Genomic DNA, 19,790 nt, shown 5'->3' with positions numbered 1-19,790 from the left:
CGCCCTCAGCCACTGGTGCCCTGCCGCTGTATTCGAGTTGCGTCTTGTGCGAGGCTAGGGCCTGTTTGAAAAGTCGCCGAGCGAAGGTCAGGCAAGGCAAAAATCCGTGAGGAAGCGGAGTTTACGAACGGTAAATGAGCATTCCGAACGGATTTTTAACGCCGTATGACCGAGCGCAGGCATTTTTCGGACAGAGCCAAGTACCCTAATTCGTAGTATTGAACAGACTCATGAGCGACTGGTTAGACGAGATCCACTGGAACAGCGACGGCCTGGTACCGGCCATTGCCCAGGACCCCACCTCGGGGCGCATCCTGATGATGGCCTGGATGAACCGCGAATCCCTGGCCCTGACCGCCGCCGAAGGCCGTGCGGTCTACTGGTCGCGCTCGCGCAATCGCCTCTGGCGCAAGGGCGAGGAATCCGGTCATGTGCAGCGCGTCATCGAATTGCGCCTGGACTGCGACGCCGACGTAGTGGTGCTGCAGGTGGAGCAACTGGGTGGCATCGCCTGCCACACCGGCCGGGAAAGCTGTTTCTATCGCGTGCTGCGCGATGGCCAGTGGGCAACCGTCGACCCGGTGATCAAGGATCCCCAAGCCATCTATGCCGGAGGGCACGGCCATGACTGACACCCTTGCGCGCCTGGCGCAGGTGCTGGAAGAACGCAAGCAGGCCGCCCCGGACTCCTCCTATGTGGCCAGCCTCTATCACAAGGGCCTGAACAAGATCCTGGAAAAGGTCGGCGAAGAAAGCGTCGAGACCATTCTCGCCGCCAAGGATGCCGCCATCAGTCAGCAGTACGACGACGTCATCTACGAGACCGCCGATCTCTGGTTCCACAGCCTGATCATGCTCTCGGCCCTTGGCCAGCATCCCCAGGCCGTGCTGGACGAACTGGATCGTCGTTTCGGCCTCTCCGGGCACGCCGAAAAGGCCGCTCGCATTCAATCCTGACCCCAAGCTTCGCAACGAGGAAAGACCATGGGTATCTTCGACTGGAAACACTGGCTCGTCATCCTGCTCGTCGTGGTAATCGTCTTTGGCACCAAACGCCTGAAGCATCTGGGCTCCGACGTGGGCGAGGCCATCAAGGGCTTTCGCAAGGCCATGCACACCGACGAGGACGACAAGACCGAACAGCCGACGCCCACCGCCAGCACGGCCAACCCCAACGCCCCGCTGAATCGCCCCCAGACCTTCGATGCCGAGCACCGCAAGGTCGAAGAGCCGGTGGTGCGCAAGGACTAAGGCCCACCCATGTTCGGAATCAGCTTTCCCGAAATGATGCTGGTGGGGTTCGTCGCCCTGCTGGTGCTGGGTCCGGAACGCCTGCCAGGCGCGGCGCGCACCGCAGGCTTGTGGATCGGTCGGCTGCGGCGCAGCTTCAACAGCATCCGCCAGGAAGTGGAGCGCGAGATCGGCGCTGACGAAATTCGCCAGCAGCTGCGCAACGAGCATATCCTGTCCATGGAACAGCGCGACAACCGGCCCAAGCCTGCCGCTTCTACCCCGGAAGCCCAGACGCCGCCCGCTGCCGCTGCTCCGCCTATGCCCCAGGACGTGGTTGCCGAACGCCCGCAGGATCCGCCCCAGACGCCGCCAAGAGCACCATGAGCGACAAGCCTTCCGATCACGATGACCAGGAAATGCCCCTGGTCTCGCACCTCACCGAATTGCGCACCCGCATCCTCAGATGCGTGCTGGCGACCTTTCTGATCTTCCTCGGCCTGTTCTACTTCGCCCAGAAGATCTATGCCTTCGCCTCCGAGCCGATCCGCCGCGTCCTTCCCGAGGGCGCGACCATGATCTCCACGGACGTCACCTCCCCCTTCCTGGCGCCCTTCAAGCTGACCCTGGTGGTGTCGCTGTTCATCGCCATGCCGGTGATCCTGCACCAGGTCTGGGGCTTCGTCGCGCCCGGGCTCTATCGCCACGAGAAGAAGGTCGCCATCCCGCTGCTGATCTCCAGCATCGTGCTGTTCTACGCCGGCATGGCCTTCGCCTACTTCCTGGTGTTCCCGATCATCTTCCACTTCTTCAGCAGCATCACGCCGGAAGGCGCCATGATGATGCCGGACCTGAACGCCTATCTGGATTTCATCCTGACGCTGTTCTTCGCCTTCGGCGTGGCCTTCGAGATTCCCGTGGCCACCGTGCTGCTGATCTGGATCGGCGTGGTCGACGTGGCCTACCTGAAGAAGATCCGTCCCTACGTCATCATCGGCTGTTTCGTGGTCGGCATGATCCTGACCCCGCCGGACGTCTTCTCCCAGACCATGCTGGCCGTACCCATGTGGCTGCTGTTCGAGATCGGCCTGCTGTTCGGTCGCTTCGTACAGAAGCGCGAGCGCCCGCTGGCCGACGAAGACGCCAGCCCTGAAGCCCAGCCGCCCGCCGAACGCCCGTGAATCTGATCCTGCTCGAAGCGGCCGACTTCATGGCCGCCGACCGGGTCGTGCTGCGCGATCCGCGCCGTCTCGCCCATCTGCGCGAGGTCCATCAGGCGGCCGCGGGTGACCGGATGCGCGTCGGCCTGCTGGATGGGCTGATGGGTATCGGCCAGATCGAGTCCCTCGACACCGGCCAGGCCTGCCTGACCGTCACCCTCGACCAGCCACCGCCGGCCAAGCTGCCGCTCACCCTCCTGCTCGCCCTGCCCCGTCCCAAGATGTTGCGCCGGGTGCTGCAGACCGTGTCCGCCATGGGCGTCGCACGCCTGGTGCTGCTCAACAGCTACCGGGTGGAAAAGAGCTTCTGGCAGACCCCCTTTCTCGAACCTGCGGCCATCGAGGAGCAACTGCGTCTGGGGCTGGAGCAGGCGCGAGACACGGTGCTGCCGGAGGTGCTGATCGAAAAGAGATTCAAGCCCTTCGTCGAGGACCGCCTGCCCGCACTGGCAGCCGGCACCCGCGGCCTGGTCGGCCATCCGGGCAGTTATCCCGCCTGCCCACGTGCCCTCAGCGAGCCCGTGACGCTGGCGATCGGTCCCGAGGGTGGCTGGATTCCCTATGAGGTCGAGAAGCTGCAGGAAGCCGGCCTGGCGCCCGTGCAGCTCGGTGAGCGCATCCTGCGCGTCGAGAACGCCGTACCCGCCCTCCTCGCCCGCCTGTTCTAGCCCGCCTGTCTTAGCCCGATCAGGGACAAGAAAAAGCCCCGGCGTCTCGCGACACCGGGGCTTTTTCAATGCGCGGAGTGCCTCCTCAGGAGGCGGGCCGCGGGCTCAGACTGGCCGGACTGGCTGCGGCATCCGCGGCCGAGTCGCTGTGGGAGCGCGGCCGCAGGGTGGCGTAGGCTTCCCGCCAGTTGCGGTGCTCTTCGGCCTTCCAGACCTGCAGGTGCAGTTGCGCCATGCCGTCCGGATCGCTGAGCAGACGCCACTGGTCGTCGCCCTTGGTCTTCTCGGGACCGGCGGCCAGGACCCGGGCCACCCGCTCTTCGCGCAGCCGGCGTGCCGGCTCCACCACCTTGCCGTGGCGACCGCGGGCCATGCCGATGGCCAGGGCATTGAGCACCGGATCGACAGCGGCGCGCAGGAAGCCCTTGGTCAGGGCGTTGCGGTTGTTCAGGTGCAGGTACTCGTCGGTCGCCACCAGCTCGCGCGGCGGTGCGTACTCTTCCGGGATCAGGAACAGGTGATGCCGGCGACTGCCCAGCCCCAGGTTGGTACGGCTGGAAATCACCGACACCGGCGCCGACAGGATCAGCGACACCACGATGGGCGACAGCCACCAGAGGAAGCGCGGGTCCAGCCAGGCCACGCCGGCGGTCCAGATCAGACCGAGCAGCATCTGCGAACCATGACGGCGGAAGGCTTCGCTCCAGGGCGTGTCGTTGTCGTCCCGCTGAGGCGAATTCCACTGCACCGACCAGCCGAGGAAGGCGGCGGTCACGAACACCGTGTGGAACAGCATCCGCACCGGTGCCAGCAGCACCGAGAAGAGCATTTCCAGCATCATGGAGAGGAACAGCCGCAGTCCCCCGCCGAATTCCTTGGCGCCCTTGGCGATGATCAGCACCACGCTGAGCAGCTTGGGCAGGAACAGCAGGATCAGGGTGGTGGAGAACAGCGCGATGGCCTGCTCCGGATGCCACTGGGGCCAGACCGGGAACAGCTGCCGTGGCTGGAAGAAGTACTGGGGCTCCAGCAGCTTGTGGATCGCCAGCAGCGCCGTGGACAGCACCAGGAAGAGGAACCACAGCGGCGCCGACAGGTAGGACATCACCCCGGTCAGGAACACCGCACGGTGCACCGGGTGCATGCCCTTGACCAGGAACAGCCGGAAGTTCATCAGGTTGCCATGGCACCAGCGGCGGTCGCGCTTGAGTTCGTCCAGCAGATTGGGCGGCAACTCTTCGTAGCTGCCCGGCAGGTCGTAGGCGATCCACACGCCCCAGCCGGAACGGCGCATCAGCGCGGCTTCGACGAAGTCGTGGGAGAGAATCGCGCCGGCGAAGGAGCCGGTGCCCGGCAGCGGAGCCAGAGCGCAATGGTCGATGAACGGCTTGACCCGGATGATCGCGTTGTGGCCCCAGTAGTGGGACTCACCCAGCTGCCAGAAATGCAGGCCGGCGGTGAACAGCGGTCCGTACACCCGGGTAGCGAACTGCTGCAGGCGCGCGTACAGGGTATCCATGCCGGACGCCTTGGGCGCGGTCTGGATGATGCCGGCACGGGGATTGGCTTCCATCAGCCGGACCAGACTGGCCAGGCACTCGCCGCTCATCACGCTGTCGGCGTCGAGCACCACCATGTACTTGTATTGGCTGCCCCAGCGACGGCAGAAGTCGTCGATGTTGCCGCTCTTGCGCTTCACCCGACGCCGACGGCGGCGATAGAAGATGTGGCCGAAGCCACCGACCTCGCGGCACAGCTCCAGCCAGGCCTTCTCTTCGGCCACGCACTTGTCCGGATCGTTGCTGTCGCTGAGGATGAAGAAGTCGAAGTGCTCCAGCTCACCGCTGGCGCGGACCGACTCGTAGGTGGCTCTCAGACCGGCGAAGACCCGCGGAACGTCTTCGTTGGCGATGGGCATCACCAGGGCGGTACGCGACTGGGGATCGATCGGCTCGGTACCGGTGGAGCTGGCCGAGATGCTGTACTTGTCGCGCCCGCTGAGCAGTTGCCAGAAGCCCATCAGGGCGGTCCAGAAACCGGCGGACACCCAGCAGAACAGCAAGGCGAAGAGCAGCAGGATGCTGGTCTGCACCACATAGGGCAGCACCTGGCGAATGGATTCGCCCCAGCCCTGACTGTAGATCTCGCTGAGATCGACCAGCGCCCAGCCCTGATAGGGCAGCACGGCCTTCATGTACCAGGTGGCGATGCCGGTCTGTACCAGCATCAGGATCAACAGGATGAAGCGCCGGAAGGACCCTACCTTGCGCCAGTGCGCATGGGCATCGGCTTCCGGATCGGGTTGCCAGCGACTGTGGTCCTTGCGGCCGAGCAGGCGCTTCCAGCTCCGCGCCACGGGATTGGTGCGCCAGGGATCGGGCACCATCATAGAGCGGGTCATGGGCGGGGTGGCCTTGATGAACACCCGACCCTGGGCATCGCTGCCCAGCAGCTCGCCATCGTCCAGGGTATCGTCCCAACCGGCGGCCAGGCGTGCCTCGGTGGAAGCGATCACCGCGTCGGCGCCTTGGGCACCCTCGCCGCGGGCACCGGCCAGTTGCCGGTGCAGCGACTCGACGTCGGCGGTCTGGTCCAGCACCTGCCGTTGCCCGGCGGGCAACGGCAGGTGTTCGAGGTAGTCGCCAGCAGCGGCGACCAAGGTATCGCGGGTGGTGTTATTCATTGGCAGGTAGCTGGTAAGTCCAAGTTTCGCTGAGCGGTTTATCACCCTGGGCGAGATTGGCGCGCATTTCCACCGGTTTGGTCTGATCCTTGACCTTGAGTCTCAGGGTCAGGCGATAGCCCTTGGTAACCGGGTTGTAGCGCACAGAGTTCTCGACCAGTTCACCGTTGGCGTCCAGGCTGACCTGGGAGCCGACCTGCGAATCCTCGGGCAGATCGTCGAGATTCGGCCCTTCGAAGTCGATGATGTAGGCCAGGCTGCCATCGGTCTGGCGCACCAGGTTGGATTGACGCACGTCGCCGGTGGACAGGCGGGTCTGGGCGACCCAGGCCAGGTCCTTGGTGTGCAGATTGGGTTCGTCGGTGGTGAAGTGCAGGCGATAGCTGACATCGATCGGCTGGCCCTTCTGCGGCAGGGTGTCCGGCGTCCAGAAGGCCACGATGTTGTCGTTGGTCTCGTCCGGGGTGGGGATTTCCACCAGTTCGACGTGCCCCTTGCCCCAGTCTCCCTTGGGCTCTACCCAGCCGCTGGGGCGCTTGTCATAACGCTCGTCCAGGTCCTGGTACTTGTAGAACTCGTGACCACGTTGCAGCAGACCGAAGCCGCGCGGATTCTCGATGGTGTAGGTGCTGACCGACAGCCGGCGCGGATTGTTCAGCGGGCGCCACAGCCACTCGCCGTTGCCGGCATGGATGGCCAGGCCGTTGGAGTCGTGCAGCGCCGGCCGGTAGTTGACCTGGGCGCTCGGCTGGTTGGGGCCGAACAGGTACATGCTGGTCAGCGGCGCGATGCCGAGCTTGTTGACGTTGTCGCGCAGGAACACCTTGGCTTCGACGTCGACGGTGCTGTCCTTGCCAGGCGTCAGCACGAAGCGATAGGCACCGGTGGCCCGCGGCGAATCGAGCAGTGCATAGATCACCAGGTTGCGACGATCCGACTGGGGCTGTTCGACCCAGAATTCGGTGAAGCGCGGGAATTCCTCGCCGGACGGCAGGGCGGTGTCGATGGCCAGGCCACGGGCGGACAGGCCATAGACCTGGTTCTTGCCGATCACGCGGAAATAGCTGGCGCCGAGCATGGTCATCAGCTCGTCATGCTTGTCCGCCTTGTTCAGCGGATAAAGCACCTTGAAACCGGCGAAGCCGAGATCCTTGAGCTGGGCCTGGTCGATCTGCAGGTTGCCGAAGTTGAACATCGAGGGATCGTATTTGATCTCCTCGACACTGCTGGCAGTGACCTCGTTGATCTTCACCGGCACGCTGTAGTGCATGCCCTCGTGATAGAAATTCAGCCGGAAGGGCGTCTTGGCATCCTTCCAGTAGGCCTTGTCCTGATTGAAGGTGATCTGCTGATAATCGGCATACTTCATGCCGCTGAAGGATGCGGGCAGGTTGCTCTTGGGCGCGACGAATTTCTGGCCGGAGAGTTCTTTGGCTTTGGCGGCCACGTCGTCCAGGCTGAAGGCCAGGGCCTGGGCACTGAAGAGACCCAGTGCGACGGAGAGCCCGATCAGGGCGAAGCCCTGCTTGCCCGGCTTAACTTTGGAATGAGATAACACGCAGCCTCCTAAATCAGCGTACGAATACGTTCGGCGACCGGTGGTCGCGAAACGGATAGGCAGAGGTCCGACTCCCGCAAGGGTCAATGATTCCCCAGTTGGACGACCGTTCAAACTCGAACTGCGCAATCATAGACACTTGGCAGGGCGCTGTAAGGGGCGCCCTCACTAAATCGACAATAAAAATGTCACCGGTCCGTCGTTGACCAGGGAAACCTGCATATCGGCGCCGAAACGACCGGTCTGGACCTCGGGATGCAGGTCACGGGCGAGGCTCACCAAGTAATCGAACAGCCGTTCGCCCTGAGCCGGCGGTGCGGCGGTGGAAAAGCTCGGCCGCCGCCCGCTGCGGGTATCGGCGGCCAGGGTGAACTGCGAGACCAGCAGCAGCCCGCCGCCGACGTCCTGCAGCGACAGATTCATGCGCTGCTCGCTGTCGGCGAACACCCGGTACTCCAGCAGGCGCTTGAGCATCCGGGCGCAGGCGGCCTCGTCATCCGCCGGCTCGATGCCGACCAGGACCAGCAGGCCCGGGCCGATGGCGCCGACCGTATCCCCCGCCACCTCGACGCTGGCGCGAGCGACCCGTTGCAGCAATGCCTTCACTCGGCCTCCTGGGGCAGATCGAGCAGCTGGCGGGCGATTTGGTCGGTCGCCCGCACCAGGGCGTCACAGATACCGGGTTCGCTGGCCGCATGGCCGGCATCGCGGATGATCTGCAATTCGCTGCCGGGCCAGGCATGGTGCAGGGCCCAGGCATTGTCCAGGGGACAGACCATGTCATAGCGACCGTGCACGATCACCGCCGGGATATGGGCGATCCTGGGCATGTCGCGCAGGAGCTGGTCCGGTTCGAGAAAGGCGTCGTTGACGAAGTAGTGGCATTCGATACGGGCGATGGCCAGGGCGTGCTCGCTGAATTTCTCCAGCACGTCGGGATTGGGCCTCAGGGTCACGGTGCGGCCTTCCCAGCACGACCAGGCACGGGCGGCGGACATCTGCGCCAGCTCGTCCGGACCGGTCAGGCGCCGGTAGTAGGCCTGAATGAGATTGCCGCGTTCTTCCTCGGCGATGGGGTGCAGATAGTCCTGCCAGAAATCCGGAAAGAGCCGGCTGGCGCCATCCTGGTAGAACCAGTGCAGATCCACCGGACGACAGAGAAAGATGCCGCGCAGGATCATGGCGCGGACCCGCTCGGGATGGCGCTGGGCATAGGCCAGCGCCAGGGTCGATCCCCAGGAGCCGCCAAACAGCACCCATTGCTCGATACCCAGGTGCTCGCGCAGGCGCTCGATGTCCTCGACCAGGTGCCAGGTGCTGTTGTTTTCCAGACTGGCATAGGGCGTGGAGCGACCACAGCCACGCTGATCGAAGGTGACGATGCGGTAGAGATTGGGATCGAAGAAACGCCGACTCAGGCGATCGCATCCGGAGCCAGGTCCGCCGTGGATAAACAGCACCGGCAGACCGTCGGGCGAGCCACTCTCATCGACATAGAGCACATGGGGGGCTTCGACGGCCAGCTCGTGGCGGGCGTAAGGCTTGATTTCCGGGTACAGATTCAGCATGTCGCGCTCCGCGGGGCAGGGTCGGCCCCTTCATCATAGACCTGCACCTTACCGGGTTTCCACGCTGCCCGGGCTTGCCTCGCGTCCAGCGGCACCCGCACCATCGACGGCCAGTCGCCCAAGGAGATCGCCATGTCCCACGCCAAGCTGCAGTTGCTGCTGATCGATCCGCAAAACGATTTCTGCGACCTGCCGAGTGCGGCCCTGCCGGTACCCGGCGCGGTAGCCGGCCTGCAGCGCGTCGCCGCTCTGATCGAGCGCCTCGGGCCTCGGCTCACCGGGGTGCATGTCACCCTGGATTCCCACCAGCCGCTGCACATCGCCCATCCGCACGGCTGGCAGGACGCCGCCGGGCAGCCACCGGCGCCCTTTACCCAGATCAGCGCGGACGAGGTGGCCGATGGTCGCTGGCAGACCCGCGAGCCGAGCGAGCGTGCCCGGGCGCTGGCCTATGTGCAGGCGCTGGAGGCTGGCGGTCGCTATCGCCTGGTGATCTGGCCGGAACACTGCCTGGTAGGCGGCTGGGGCCATGGGGTGCAGGAGGATGTCCACCAGGCGCTCAATGCCTGGGGCCGAGAGCAGGGGCGCCTGGTGGAGTTCATCGCCAAGGGCGGCAATCCCCATACCGAACACTATTCGGCCCTGCGCGCCGAGGTGCTGGACCTCGCGGACCCGGGCACCGCGGTGGACGCCGGGCTGATCGCCCGGCTACAGGCGGCCGATACCCTGTTGGTGGCGGGCGAGGCGCTGTCCCACTGCGTGGCCAGCACCCTGCGCGACCTGCTGGAATTCTGGCCGGTGGAGCGGCGCCAGGACCTGGTGCTGTTGACCGACTGCAGTCATTCGGTGCCAGGCTTCGAAGCCCAGGGTGAAGCCTTCCTGGCCGAGATGCGTGCCGCCGGCATCCGCCTGGCGGCCTCGACGGACGAGTTCTAGCCCGTCCGTGCTTTGTCCTACTTGATCTCGTAGAGACCGGTGTAGGTCGCCGCGGCCAGCTGGTTGAGGTGGATCATGAAGCGGCCGACCGCATTGGTCGCGTCGGCCGGCACCGGCAGCTGCTCGACCTTGAGCGCATGCAGCTGGAAGATGTAGCGGTGCGGCTTGTCACCCTTGGGCGGCGCCGCGCCACCGAAGCCGCGGGTGCCGTAGTCGTTGATCAGTTGCAGGGCGCCTGCCGGCAGGCCCGAGCCATCGGCGCGGCCGGCGTCTTCCGCCAGGCCCTGGGTGCCGACCGGGATGTTGACCACCACCCAATGCCAGAATCCGCTGCCGGTGGGGGCATCCGGATCGTAGACGGTCAGCGCCAGGCTCTTGGTATCAGCCGGCAGGTCGGACCACTGCAGCGCAGGCGAGATGTTGTCGCCGTGGGCGCCGAAGTCGGCCACGTCGAATTCGTGGCGCTTGGGCATGAAGCCGTTGTCGGTGAAGGCATCGGTCCAGAGTTTCACGGAGAGCTCCTGTGGCCTAGGGCATATGGGCGTCGGTCTCGCGCCAGACCAGACGATTGAGGTTGTAACCCTTCTCGCGGGCGATGCGCAGCAGCTTCTCGCTCTGCGCCGCGGAGAGCTCGGGCTTGCGCGCCAGCAACCAGAGGTACTTGCGATCCGGACTGCCGACCAGGGCGGTCTTGTAGTCGTCGTCGACATAGAGGATCCAGTAGGGTCCCTTGGCCACGTTGGGCAGGACGCCGCTGAACCAGGTGTCGAAGCGCACTTCGAGACGATCGGTCACGCCCGGCTTGATCGGGGTAGCGGTGCCCGTGGCTTCCTGCACCTTGCCGTCCAGGGTGCGGCAGCGGTTGAACACGGCAACCGAGCCATCGGCCATGACGTGATAGTTGGCTTCAGACTGGGCGCACTTGCGCTGGAAGAACATCGGCAGCCGCGCCACTTCGTACCAGTGCCCCTGGTAGCGCTGCAGATCGACATTGCCCGCGGTGAGCGGCGGGACCTCGCGCGGGCCACTGGCACAGGCCGCGAGCAGCCCGGCGGCACCCGCCAGCAGTAGAATCTTGGTAGAGGTTTTCATCGCAGACCCTGCCCGGCGAACATCGCCACCTTGTCGTTGAGATACTGCACGCTAATGAAGGAGCCGCGGTCGCCCCAGGTACAGGTGGTGACGCCCAGGGCGCCTGCGCATTCCGTGGGTGCACCCAGGATCTGCTCCACCTCGGCCTTGGTCTGGCCAGCCTTGAGCCGGGAATAGTTTTCCTGATTGACCTTGCCGCAGCCGGCCAATACCAGGCTGCCCACCAGCAACAGCGCCAAGCGCCACTTCATACCTGCCTCCTCCATCCTGACGGCAAGGCTATAGAGCCCGCCTGGCCGCCAGGGTTCGCTTCGTCAGAAGCCGTTCACGATCTCGCGAGCTAGAGCCAAGCAAGACGACAATGCCTGAGAAAGCGGAATTTACAGATAGTAAATGAGCATTTCGAAGGCATTTTCAACGCCGCTTGGCCGACGCGCAGCAGATCGTGAGCGGCTTCTTAGCCGGCGAGGTAGGAGGAACGGGTCAGGCCCAGGCGCATGGCGTCGAGGAACTGGGTGCGCTCGCGCGCGGTGAGACGGGCGCTGGCGACCTTGTCGCGGTAGTAGGTCATCAGCTCCTCGGGCGAGAGGTGCACGTACCTGAGCATGTCCTCGATGGTGTCGTGGGTCTCGATGCCGCCATGGCGCACGCTGCCGTCGGCGTCCTGGTAGACGTTCACCGAATCGGTGTCGCCGAACAGGTTGTGCATGTCGCCAAGGATCTCCTGGTAGGCGCCCACCAGGAACACCGCCAGCAGATAGTCCTCGCCCTCGCGCACCTCGTGCACCGGCAGGCTGGTCTCGATGCTCTGCTCGTCGACGTACTGCTTGATCTTGCCATCGGAATCACAGGTCAGGTCCTGCAGCACGGCGCGACGCACCGGCTCCTCGTCCAGGCGGGTCAGGGGCACGATCGGCAGGATCTGGTCGATGGCCCAGGTATCGGGCAGGCTCTGGAACACCGAGAAGTTGCAGATGTACTTGTCGGCCAGCTTGTCGTTGAGCTCGTCGAGCACCTGGCGGTGGGAGCGCTGGCGCGCCTTGAGCTGGTTGTACAGGCGGCGGCAGATGGCGAAGTAGCACTGCTCGGCCAGGGCCTTGTCGCTCAGGCTCAGGGTGCCGGCGGCATACTGGGCGGCGGCCTCGCTGACGTACTGGGTGGCGCGCCAATAGGTCTCGGTGACCATCTCCGGATCGGTGTCGCCGAGCAGCTCGGCCAGCCACTGCACCACCTCGGCCTTGCCTTCGAAGCGCTCGCTGGCCGGCACGCTGTCGTTGTGGCGCTCGACGTCGGTGACCTGCATCACCAGCATGGCGTGGTGGGCGGTCATGGCACGGCCGCTTTCCGAGAAGATGTTGGGATGCGGCAATTCCTGCTGGTCGCAGAACTCCTTGAGCATGCCGACCACGGTACCGGCGTAGTCGTCCATGTCGTAGTTGATCGAGCTGGCGTTGCGCGAGTGGGTACCGTCGTAGTCCACGCCCAGGCCGCCGCCCACGTCGATGTGATCCAGCGGCAGGCCCAGGGCGCGCAACTCGGCGTAGTAGCGGATGGCTTCACGGAAGCCCTGGCGATAGTCGGCCAGGTTGGCGATCTGCGAGCCCATGTGGAAGTGCAGCAGGCGCACGCCCTGCTCCAGGCCGGCGGCGCGGAAGCGTTCGATCACCGACAGCAGCTGGGCGGCGGAGAGGCCAAACTTGGACTTCTCGCCACCGGTATCGGCCCATTTGCTCGACGCCAGGGACGACAGCCGCACCCGCAGGCCGACCTGGGGCGTGACCTTGAGCTCGGCCGCCTCCTCGATCACCAGCGGGACCTCGGATTCCTTCTCGATGACGATGAAGACGCTGTGACCGAGCTTCTGGCCCATCAGCGCCAGACGGATGAATTCGCGATCCTTGTAGCCATTGCAGACGATGGTACCGCCCTTGGGCGCCAGCGCCAGCACCGCCATCAGCTCCGGCTTGGAGCCGGCCTCCAGGCCGATGGAGACGTCGCGAGTGGCGATGATGTTTTCCACCACCGCTTCCTGCTGGTTGACCTTGATCGGATAGAGGGCGGTGTAGCGGCCCTGGTAGTCGAGGCGTTCGATGTTGCGATCGAAAGCGCCGGTCAGGTGCCGCACCTGGCCCTGGAGAATATCGGGGAAACGGACCAGCAGCGGCAGCGACAGCCCCGCTTCGCGCAGCTGGCCGACCAGCACATGGAGGTCGATCGGCTGGCCGTCCGGGCCGTGGGGGCGGACTTCGACGTTGCCGGCATCGCTGATGGCGAAGTAGCCGGCACCCCAGTGGCGAATACCATAGACGCTGCGGCTGTCCGCCACGGTCCACTGGCTGCCGTCATCTTTGCGCGTGCGTCGTGGGGACATTCGCGGGAATCTCCTGTAGGGAATCTTGCTTTGGATGGACCGCCGCCAGGGGCGGTAAGTTGTACGCGGGGGCTGGAAGGCCTGGCCTAACCGCCCGACCGCTTGGTCTTGAAGCCGCGCTTTTCGAGTTCGCCGAGCAGCAGGTCGACATGATCGCCCTGGATCTCGATGACGCCATCCTTGAGCGCCCCACCGGTCCCGCAGCGACGCTTGAGCGCGCTGGCCAGGTCCTTGAGCTCTTCCTCGCCCAGGGGGACGCCGCTGACCGTGGTCACCGTCTTGCCGCCGCGGCCCTTGGTCTCGCGCCGCACGCGGGCGATGCCGTCACCGGCCGGGGTCGGTGCCTGGGGTTCTTCCGGACGAATGCGGCCGACGTCGGTGGAATACACCAGCCGGCTGAGATCCGACAGCGAGGAGGTTTTCTTGCTCAAGGGACGGTTCTCCCAGTTCGATTCAGACGCCGGGCGCCTGGAGGAAACCTTGGATGCAGCGCCGGCCGGCACGGGCCGCGCTAGTCCGGGGCCGCGCAATGTAGCAGCATCGCCCGCGGATGCTAAGGCGCGAATGCGAGAAATTAAGGCAGGGATGCGACATCCGACCGACTGACGGCCAGGCGCAGGGCCTCCAGCGAATCCGGGCAATAGGGTCGCTGGCGAGCCTCATCGAGAATGGCGGCCGGCGCCAGGAAGCGTGCCTCCAGTACCTCTTCCGGCTGCAGCCGCAGCGGGCCGTTCCAGCGCGCGCTGAACACGCCGCCCCAGAGGCGATTGCCGGGCTCTTCGAAATAGAAGGTGCCATGCTCGCGCAAGGCCACGCCGCTGACGCCCAGCTCCTCGGCCAGCTCGCGGGCCGCCGATTGCGCATAGCTCTCGCCGGGCGCCACCATGCCGCCGGCAGCGACATCCCAGTAGCCGGGATAGAGCGCCTTGCTCAGGGTGCGCCGATGTACGCAGAGTTCGCCGGCGTCATTGAACAGCAGGATGAAGGTGCAGCGGCCGATCAGGCCACGGGCACGCAGTTCTGCCCGCGGCAATTCGCCCTGGATGCAGTCCTGGTGATCGACCCAGACCACCAGCTCCCGGTCGGAGGCGGCGCGATGCGCCGCCTCGCGTGCGTCCGGCGTCATCAGCCCTGTTCCAGCAACTGGCGCAGGTCGATGATGGCGGCGTTGGCGCGGGAGATGTAGTTGGCGATCACCAGCGAATGGTTGGCCAGGATGCCGAAGCCGCTGCCGTTGAGGATCATCGGACTCCAGACCGGCTGCTGCGCCGCTTCCAGTTCGCGGATGATCTCGCGCACGTTGACCGTAGCGTTCTTCTTGGCCAGGGTGTCGGCGAAGTCCACCTCGATGGCGCGCAGGATGTGCGACAGCGCCCAGGCCTGACCGCGGGCCTCGTAGAAGACGTTGTCGATCTGCAGCCAGGGCGTCTCGACGCGCTGCTCATGCACCTCGGGCACCTGGCCGGCAGGGATGTCCTGGTTCGGCCGCACCTCGGCATCGAGGCGTACGCGACCGACGCTGGCGGAGAGTCGCTGGGACAGCGAGCCCAGCCGGGTCTCGACGTCGCCCAGCCAGTTGCGCAGGTTGTCCGAGCGCGAATAGAAGTAGGCGGCGGGCTGACCCTGGGCGTTCTGGCCACCCAGGCGCGCCAGGTAGCGATCCAGGGAGGCGATGCCGGCGCGGTACTCGGATTCCGACGAGGGCATGGCCCAGCTGTGGTTGTCGAAGTTGAAGCGCGGCTCGGCCTGGGCCAAATCGACGTCCTCGGTGGACTGCGACTGGGAACGGGCGAAGTCCTTGCGCAGGGCGCGCGCCAGGTCACGGGTCTGCACCAGCACGCCATATTCCCAGGACGGCATGTCGTCGAGCCAGAGGCCCGGCGGGAAGATGTCGTTGGAGAGATAGCCGCCCGGCTTGTCCAGCAGGGTGCCGGCCACCTGCTTGAGGGTCTCGACCGTGGTGTAGCCGAGCACCAGCTTGCGACCACTGGCCGTGGCCGCCTCCTGGGCATGCTGCTGCACCGGGAAGAAATCCGGCTCACGACTCCAGTACCAGCCTATCGCCAGGCTGACCAGCAGGTAGAGCGCGACGAGCGCTGCTACCAGCCGGAGCCATCCCGATCTCAAGTTCCACTCCCGCATGGGCAATTCCTTGCAATGATTTCAAAGGTGTCGGCGCTTGGACCCCTGCCCGCGGCGCCGGTTGCGCAGCCCTCGCAGGCCGCTCGGGCGCAATGCACCTGGGCAGCCGCCTCCGAGCCTAGGGTAACAGGCGACAAACGCTACTCCAGAAGCGACCGACAGTGTCCATGCGAGCGGCATCGCCGCCGCTAACCAGGGTACCGCCTCTCCCCTGCCAGCCAGCAATTGGTAGCATAGGGCCACCACCTCAAGAATGACGGAACAATTCGTGAGCGAACCAGATGATCCGAGCCGGGACCGCCTCAAGCTGCACTTCGCGCAACGGGTCATCCACCAGTCGCGTCAGGTGCTGGAGATCTGGCAGCGGCTGCAACGAGACGAATGGACGGCCGGCAGCCTGGCCGAACTGACCGACGCCAATGCGCGCCTGCTGCAATACGCGAAGCGCTTCGAGCAGCAGGGCCATGCCGAGCTCGCCGAGACCATCGGCGCCTCCCTGGCCCAGGTCGCCGCCAATCGCGGCCGCCTCAACAGCCAGGCCATCACCGAACTCAGCCAGGCCATGCAGAGCCTGTCGCGCACCGGGCTGCGCCAGGGCGACCAGCTGGAAACCACCAGCCTGCCGCCGCTGCGCAAGCCGATCTACATCGCCCTGCTCGACAGCGAGCGCGCCGAGCGCCTGGCGCAGCAGATGGAGTACTTCGGCGTCACCATCCAGATCGTCCACCATGCCGACGACTTCCGCGCGATGATGGACAGTCGCCATCCGGCGGTCATCGTCATGGACGTGGACTTCGGCGGCGCAGGCGCCGGCATCCAGCTGGCGCTGGAGGCCCAGACCGGTCTCGAACGTAAGTTGCCGGTGCTGTTCTACAGCCACCAGGAGGCCGATACGCCCTTTCGCCTGGCGGCGGTGCGCGCCGGTGGCCAGGAGTTCTATACCGGCACCCTGGATTCGGCGCGGCTGCTGGAAAAGATCGAGACCCTCACCCGCACCGTCTACTACGATCCGATCCGCGCCCTGGTGGTGGACGATTCCCGCGCCCAGGCCATGGCCACGGAAATGGCGCTCAACAGCGCCGGCATCGTCACCCGCACCCTGATGCAACCCGGGGCGGTGATGGCGCACCTGGCGGAATTCGCCCCTGATCTGATCATCCTCGACATGTACATGCCCGAGTGCATCGGCACCGAGCTGGCCAAGGTCATCCGCCAGCACGAGCGCTATGTCAGCGTGCCCATCATCTATCTGTCGGCCGAGGACGATCTCGACAAGCAGCTGGACGCCATGAGCGAAGGCGGTGACGACTTCCTCACCAAGCCGATCAAGCCGCGCCACCTGATCGCCACGGTGCGCACCCGCGCCGCCCGGGCGCGCAGCCTGCAGGCGCGCATCGTCCAGGACAGCCTCACCGGGCTGTACAACCACACCCATACCCTGCAACTGCTGGAAGACGCCTGCTTCCGCGCGCGGCGCAGCCAGCGACCGATCACCTTCGCCATGCTGGACATCGACCATTTCAAACAGGTCAATGACCACTACGGCCACCCCATGGGCGATCGGGTGATCAAGAGCCTGGCGCTGTTTCTCAAGCAGCGCCTGCGCAAGTCCGACCATATCGGCCGTTATGGCGGCGAGGAATTCGCCGTCGTACTGCCCGACACCGACCTGGCCACCGCCACCCGCCTGATCGACGAGATCCGCCAGCGCTTCGCCGAGATCCACTATCCGGCACCGCCCAAGGAACTCAGCTGCACCTTCAGCGCCGGCGTGGCGCAGCTGCAGCCCGGCCAGGAGATGCCCGCGCTGGCCAAGCAGGCGGACGAAGCCCTCTATGCCGCCAAGCATGCGGGACGCAATTGCGTGCGTCAGTACGGCCAGGACTGATCTGGCGAGCCGGGTGCCTCTGCTATGATCGGCCGCTGCCGATCATCGAGAAGCCCATGCGTGTCCTGCTGTTCCTGCTCACCCTGCTGCTGACCCTGCCCGCCGCCGCCGGCCTGTTCGATGCACCGCGCCCGACCGCCACGCTGGGCCTGGACGGTCAGCGCGGCGGCCAGCAATTCCTGCCGGTGGATCAGGCCTTTCGCCTGGAGCAGCGCCGTGATGCCGAGGGCCGCCCCCTGGTGCGCTTCACCATCGCCGAGGGCTACTACCTCTATCGGCAGCGCTTCGCCTTCGACGCCGATCCCGGCCTGCTGAGCGCACCGGTGGTCCTGCCGCCCGGCGAGCCCAAGCACGATGAATGGTTCGGCGATGTCCAGGTCTATCACGCCGGCGTCGACATCCCCCTGCCCCTCGCGCCCGGCCGCGGCGGTCGGATCACGGTCACCTACCAGGGTTGCGCCGACCGAGGTCTCTGCTATCCACCGGAAACCCGCATCCTGGATATCGCCAGCTCCGCGGCCTTGCCCACGGCGAGCCCGGCGGCCAGCGCCCCTGCCCCCGATCAGGTCGGCTGGAACAGACTCCTGCTGGCCTTTCTCGCCGGGCTGGGGCTGACCTTCACCCCCTGCGTCCTGCCGATGCTGCCCATCGTCTCGGCGGTGGTGCTGGCCGGCAAGGCGCGTCCGGGTCGTGGCCTGCTGCTGGCGTTGGCCTACGTGGTGCCCATGGCCCTGAGCTTCGCGGCCTTGGGCGCGCTCATGGGCGTCTTTGGCGCCAGTCTCAATCTGCAGGCGCAACTGCAGTCGGCCTGGGTGCTGATTCCCTTCGCCGCGCTGTTCCTGCTGTTCGCCCTGGCCATGTTCGGCCTTTTCGAACTGCGCCTGCCGGCGGCCCTGCGCGAGCGCCTGGAACAGCTGGCCAGTGGCACCCGCGGCGGCTCCCTCGGCGGCGCGGCCACCCTGGGCGTGCTCTCCAGCCTGATCGTCTCGCCCTGCGTCTCGGCGCCCCTGGCGGGCCTACTGCTCTACATCAGCAGCACCGCCGACTGGCTTGGCGGCGGACTCGCCCTGTTCGCCCTGGGCCTGGGCATGGGTACCCCGCTGGTCCTCATCGCCGCCGGTGGCGGCGCCCTGCTGCCACGCAGCGGCGCCTGGCTGGTGGGCATGCGCAACGCCTTTGGCGTGCTGCTGCTGGCGGTGGCCCTGTGGCTGCTCGAACGGCTGTTGCCGGGACCACTGGCCTTGGCCGCCTGGGGCCTGCTGGCGGCCGGCGTCGGGTTGTTTCTCGGGGCCCTGGAATTGGTGCCCAAGCCGCCCCGCCAGCGTCTGCTGCAACTGGCCGGACTGGCCCTGGTAGTCTATGGGGTGGCGGCGGGTATCGGTGCCCTGCACGGCGCCAGCGATCCGCTGCGGCCTCTGGGTGACTCGGCGGTGCCTGGAGTGGCTGCGCACCCCGACGGCATGCGCAGCCTCAGCGATCCGGCTGCGCTGGCCAGCAGTCTCGGCGGCGGTCGACCGGTGCTGGTGGATGTCTACGCCGACTGGTGCATCAGCTGCAAGCTGATCGAGCGCGAGGTATTCGGTAACCCCGAAGTCCAGGCACAACTCAGGGACTTCGAGCTGATCCGCTTCGATATGACGCAAAGCACCCGGGAACAGCGGCAGTGGCTGCAGCAGCACGGCCTATTCGGCCCGCCGGCGATCCTGTTCTATGCGGCCAACGGCCAGGAACAGGCAAAGGGACGCATCGTCGGCGAAATCGACGCCGCGGGCTTTCTCGCCCGACTGGACGAAGCAAAAAGGCTTATCGCCAGCGATTAAAAGAATTTCGCCCAACGTGCGGCTATTTCCGGCAAACGTCTAGCGACTGGACAGTCACCTCTGGTTGCGGCATAGTCCGCGGCCAATCTGGTTGCGAAATCGCGAGGCAAGTGGCTATGGCGCATCTGCTGGTACTGCACGGGCCCAACCTGAATCTGCTGGGTACCCGCGAGCCGGGCGTCTACGGTGCCACCACCCTGGCCCAGATCAATGCCGATCTCGAAGCCCGCGCCACCGCGGCGGGGCATCGCCTGCAGTCTCTGCAAAGCAACGCCGAGCACCTGCTGATCGAACGCATCCACGCCGCGCGCGACGAAGGGGTGGATTTCATCCTGATCAATCCGGCTGCCTTCACCCATACCAGTGTCGCCCTACGTGACGCCTTGCTCGCGGTGAGCATCCCATTCATCGAAGTGCACCTGTCGAACGTGCACAAGCGCGAAGCCTTCCGCCACCACTCCTATTTTTCCGACGTGGCGGTCGGTGTCATCTGCGGGCTCGGTGCCAGTGGCTATCGCCTGGCCCTGGAAGCCGCCTGCGAACAGCTCGCCGCCCGCGGCTGAGCGCGACTCAATATCCAGAACATCACCTGAACCCGAGGGGAGAGCCAACGC

General features: G+C 65.7%; 21 protein-coding genes. 10 read left to right on the top strand and 11 right to left on the bottom strand.

Annotated features, from left to right (window positions below; all coding sequences use genetic code 11):
* The first annotated feature begins 230 nt into the window (after positions 1 to 230).
* From hisI to V6W80_RS03010, 6 genes are read left to right on the top strand one after another with little or no spacing between them, the layout of a single operon-like run.
* On the top strand, positions 231 to 632 hold the full coding sequence (hisI, locus tag V6W80_RS03035; protein WP_093254229.1) for a phosphoribosyl-AMP cyclohydrolase: 402 nt from the start codon (positions 231 to 233) through the stop codon (positions 630 to 632).
* Entirely contained in the window at positions 625 to 957 is a 333-nt protein-coding gene (locus tag V6W80_RS03030; protein ID WP_338545815.1) for a phosphoribosyl-ATP diphosphatase, read from the top strand. Before hisI ends, V6W80_RS03030 begins: the two co-directional genes overlap by 8 nt.
* Positions 958 to 984: 27 nt before the next feature.
* On the top strand, positions 985 to 1,251 hold the full coding sequence (locus V6W80_RS03025; RefSeq protein ID WP_338545814.1) for a twin-arginine translocase TatA/TatE family subunit: 267 nt from the start codon (positions 985 to 987) through the stop codon (positions 1,249 to 1,251).
* A 9-nt stretch (positions 1,252 to 1,260) separates the two neighbouring features.
* Positions 1,261 to 1,617: a Sec-independent protein translocase protein TatB gene (gene tatB / locus V6W80_RS03020; RefSeq protein ID WP_093254239.1), complete on the top strand. Its 357-nt coding sequence runs from the start codon at positions 1,261 to 1,263 to the stop codon at positions 1,615 to 1,617.
* Positions 1,614 to 2,411, top strand: coding sequence for a twin-arginine translocase subunit TatC (tatC, locus tag V6W80_RS03015; RefSeq protein ID WP_093254243.1), 798 nt, complete (start codon positions 1,614 to 1,616; stop codon positions 2,409 to 2,411). The genes tatB and tatC overlap by 4 nt, the downstream gene beginning before the upstream one ends.
* On the top strand, positions 2,408 to 3,118 hold the full coding sequence (locus V6W80_RS03010) for a 16S rRNA (uracil(1498)-N(3))-methyltransferase (RefSeq protein WP_338545813.1): 711 nt from the start codon (positions 2,408 to 2,410) through the stop codon (positions 3,116 to 3,118). Before tatC ends, V6W80_RS03010 begins: the two co-directional genes overlap by 4 nt.
* Before the next feature lie 85 nt (positions 3,119 to 3,203).
* Here the strand turns inward: V6W80_RS03010 and mdoH are convergent, their stop codons facing one another.
* The 4 genes from mdoH to pip all read right to left on the bottom strand — a co-directional run bounded on the left by mdoH (position 3,204) and on the right by pip (position 8,927).
* Positions 3,204 to 5,801, bottom strand: coding sequence for a glucans biosynthesis glucosyltransferase MdoH (gene mdoH / locus V6W80_RS03005; protein ID WP_338545812.1), 2,598 nt, complete (start codon positions 5,799 to 5,801; stop codon positions 3,204 to 3,206).
* Positions 5,794 to 7,314, bottom strand: a complete 1,521-nt coding sequence (locus V6W80_RS03000; protein ID WP_430707799.1) for a glucan biosynthesis protein G — start codon at positions 7,312 to 7,314, stop codon at positions 5,794 to 5,796. The genes mdoH and V6W80_RS03000 overlap by 8 nt, the downstream gene beginning before the upstream one ends.
* Before the next feature lie 213 nt (positions 7,315 to 7,527).
* Positions 7,528 to 7,965 carry a D-aminoacyl-tRNA deacylase gene (gene dtd / locus V6W80_RS02995; RefSeq protein ID WP_338545811.1) on the bottom strand — a complete coding sequence of 146 codons (438 nt, stop codon included), beginning with the start codon at positions 7,963 to 7,965 and terminating at the stop codon, positions 7,528 to 7,530.
* Positions 7,962 to 8,927 carry a prolyl aminopeptidase gene (pip, locus tag V6W80_RS02990; RefSeq protein WP_068384959.1) on the bottom strand — a complete coding sequence of 322 codons (966 nt, stop codon included), beginning with the start codon at positions 8,925 to 8,927 and terminating at the stop codon, positions 7,962 to 7,964. The genes dtd and pip overlap by 4 nt, the downstream gene beginning before the upstream one ends.
* 132 nt (positions 8,928 to 9,059) lie before the next feature.
* Between pip and V6W80_RS02985 the strand changes: the two genes are divergently transcribed.
* Positions 9,060 to 9,863, top strand: a complete 804-nt coding sequence (locus tag V6W80_RS02985; protein WP_338545810.1) for a hypothetical protein — start codon at positions 9,060 to 9,062, stop codon at positions 9,861 to 9,863.
* Between the two features lie 17 nt (positions 9,864 to 9,880).
* On the opposite strand, the gene V6W80_RS02980 is transcribed toward V6W80_RS02985, so the two are convergent.
* From V6W80_RS02980 to V6W80_RS02950, 7 genes are all read right to left on the bottom strand, one after another.
* Complete coding sequence (locus tag V6W80_RS02980) at positions 9,881 to 10,375, bottom strand: YbhB/YbcL family Raf kinase inhibitor-like protein (protein ID WP_093254254.1); 495 nt, start codon at positions 10,373 to 10,375, stop codon at positions 9,881 to 9,883.
* A 16-nt stretch (positions 10,376 to 10,391) separates the two neighbouring features.
* Positions 10,392 to 10,955: a lipocalin family protein gene (locus tag V6W80_RS02975; protein WP_160924113.1), complete on the bottom strand. Its 564-nt coding sequence runs from the start codon at positions 10,953 to 10,955 to the stop codon at positions 10,392 to 10,394.
* A complete protein-coding gene (locus tag V6W80_RS02970; protein WP_064309282.1) occupies positions 10,952 to 11,206 on the bottom strand; it encodes a hypothetical protein in 255 nt (84 codons plus the stop codon). Before V6W80_RS02970 ends, V6W80_RS02975 begins: the two co-directional genes overlap by 4 nt.
* Positions 11,207 to 11,412: 206 nt before the next feature.
* Positions 11,413 to 13,326: an arginine decarboxylase gene (speA, locus tag V6W80_RS02965; protein ID WP_007161593.1), complete on the bottom strand. Its 1,914-nt coding sequence runs from the start codon at positions 13,324 to 13,326 to the stop codon at positions 11,413 to 11,415.
* An 86-nt stretch (positions 13,327 to 13,412) separates the two neighbouring features.
* Positions 13,413 to 13,757, bottom strand: a complete 345-nt coding sequence (locus tag V6W80_RS02960) for a translation initiation factor Sui1 (protein WP_017641051.1) — start codon at positions 13,755 to 13,757, stop codon at positions 13,413 to 13,415.
* Between the two features lie 143 nt (positions 13,758 to 13,900).
* Positions 13,901 to 14,452, bottom strand: coding sequence for an NUDIX hydrolase (locus V6W80_RS02955; RefSeq protein WP_017641052.1), 552 nt, complete (start codon positions 14,450 to 14,452; stop codon positions 13,901 to 13,903).
* Positions 14,452 to 15,468: a DUF2333 family protein gene (locus V6W80_RS02950; RefSeq protein ID WP_064309283.1), complete on the bottom strand. Its 1,017-nt coding sequence runs from the start codon at positions 15,466 to 15,468 to the stop codon at positions 14,452 to 14,454. The genes V6W80_RS02955 and V6W80_RS02950 overlap by 1 nt, the downstream gene beginning before the upstream one ends.
* A 268-nt stretch (positions 15,469 to 15,736) precedes the next feature.
* On the opposite strand from V6W80_RS02950, the gene V6W80_RS02945 reads away from it, so the two are divergent.
* From V6W80_RS02945 to aroQ, 3 genes are all read left to right on the top strand, one after another.
* Positions 15,737 to 17,356 carry a response regulator gene (locus V6W80_RS02945; RefSeq protein WP_068384974.1) on the top strand — a complete coding sequence of 540 codons (1,620 nt, stop codon included), beginning with the start codon at positions 15,737 to 15,739 and terminating at the stop codon, positions 17,354 to 17,356.
* 56 nt (positions 17,357 to 17,412) lie between these two features.
* The gene (dsbD, locus tag V6W80_RS02940; protein ID WP_338545809.1) at positions 17,413 to 19,176 is read left to right on the top strand and encodes a protein-disulfide reductase DsbD; all 1,764 of its coding nucleotides are present in this window, start codon (positions 17,413 to 17,415) and stop codon (positions 19,174 to 19,176) included.
* 116 nt (positions 19,177 to 19,292) lie between these two features.
* Positions 19,293 to 19,739, top strand: a complete 447-nt coding sequence (aroQ, locus tag V6W80_RS02935) for a type II 3-dehydroquinate dehydratase (protein ID WP_017641056.1) — start codon at positions 19,293 to 19,295, stop codon at positions 19,737 to 19,739.
* The last annotated feature ends 51 nt before the right edge of the window (positions 19,740 to 19,790 follow it).

Origin of the sequence: Pseudomonas benzopyrenica (assembly GCF_036884265.1) — a bacterium.
Classification (GTDB): domain Bacteria; phylum Pseudomonadota; class Gammaproteobacteria; order Pseudomonadales; family Pseudomonadaceae; genus Chryseomonas; species Chryseomonas benzopyrenica.
The sequence above is the reverse complement of the archived record's forward strand: the minus strand, read 5'-3'. Positions and strand labels throughout refer to the sequence as shown.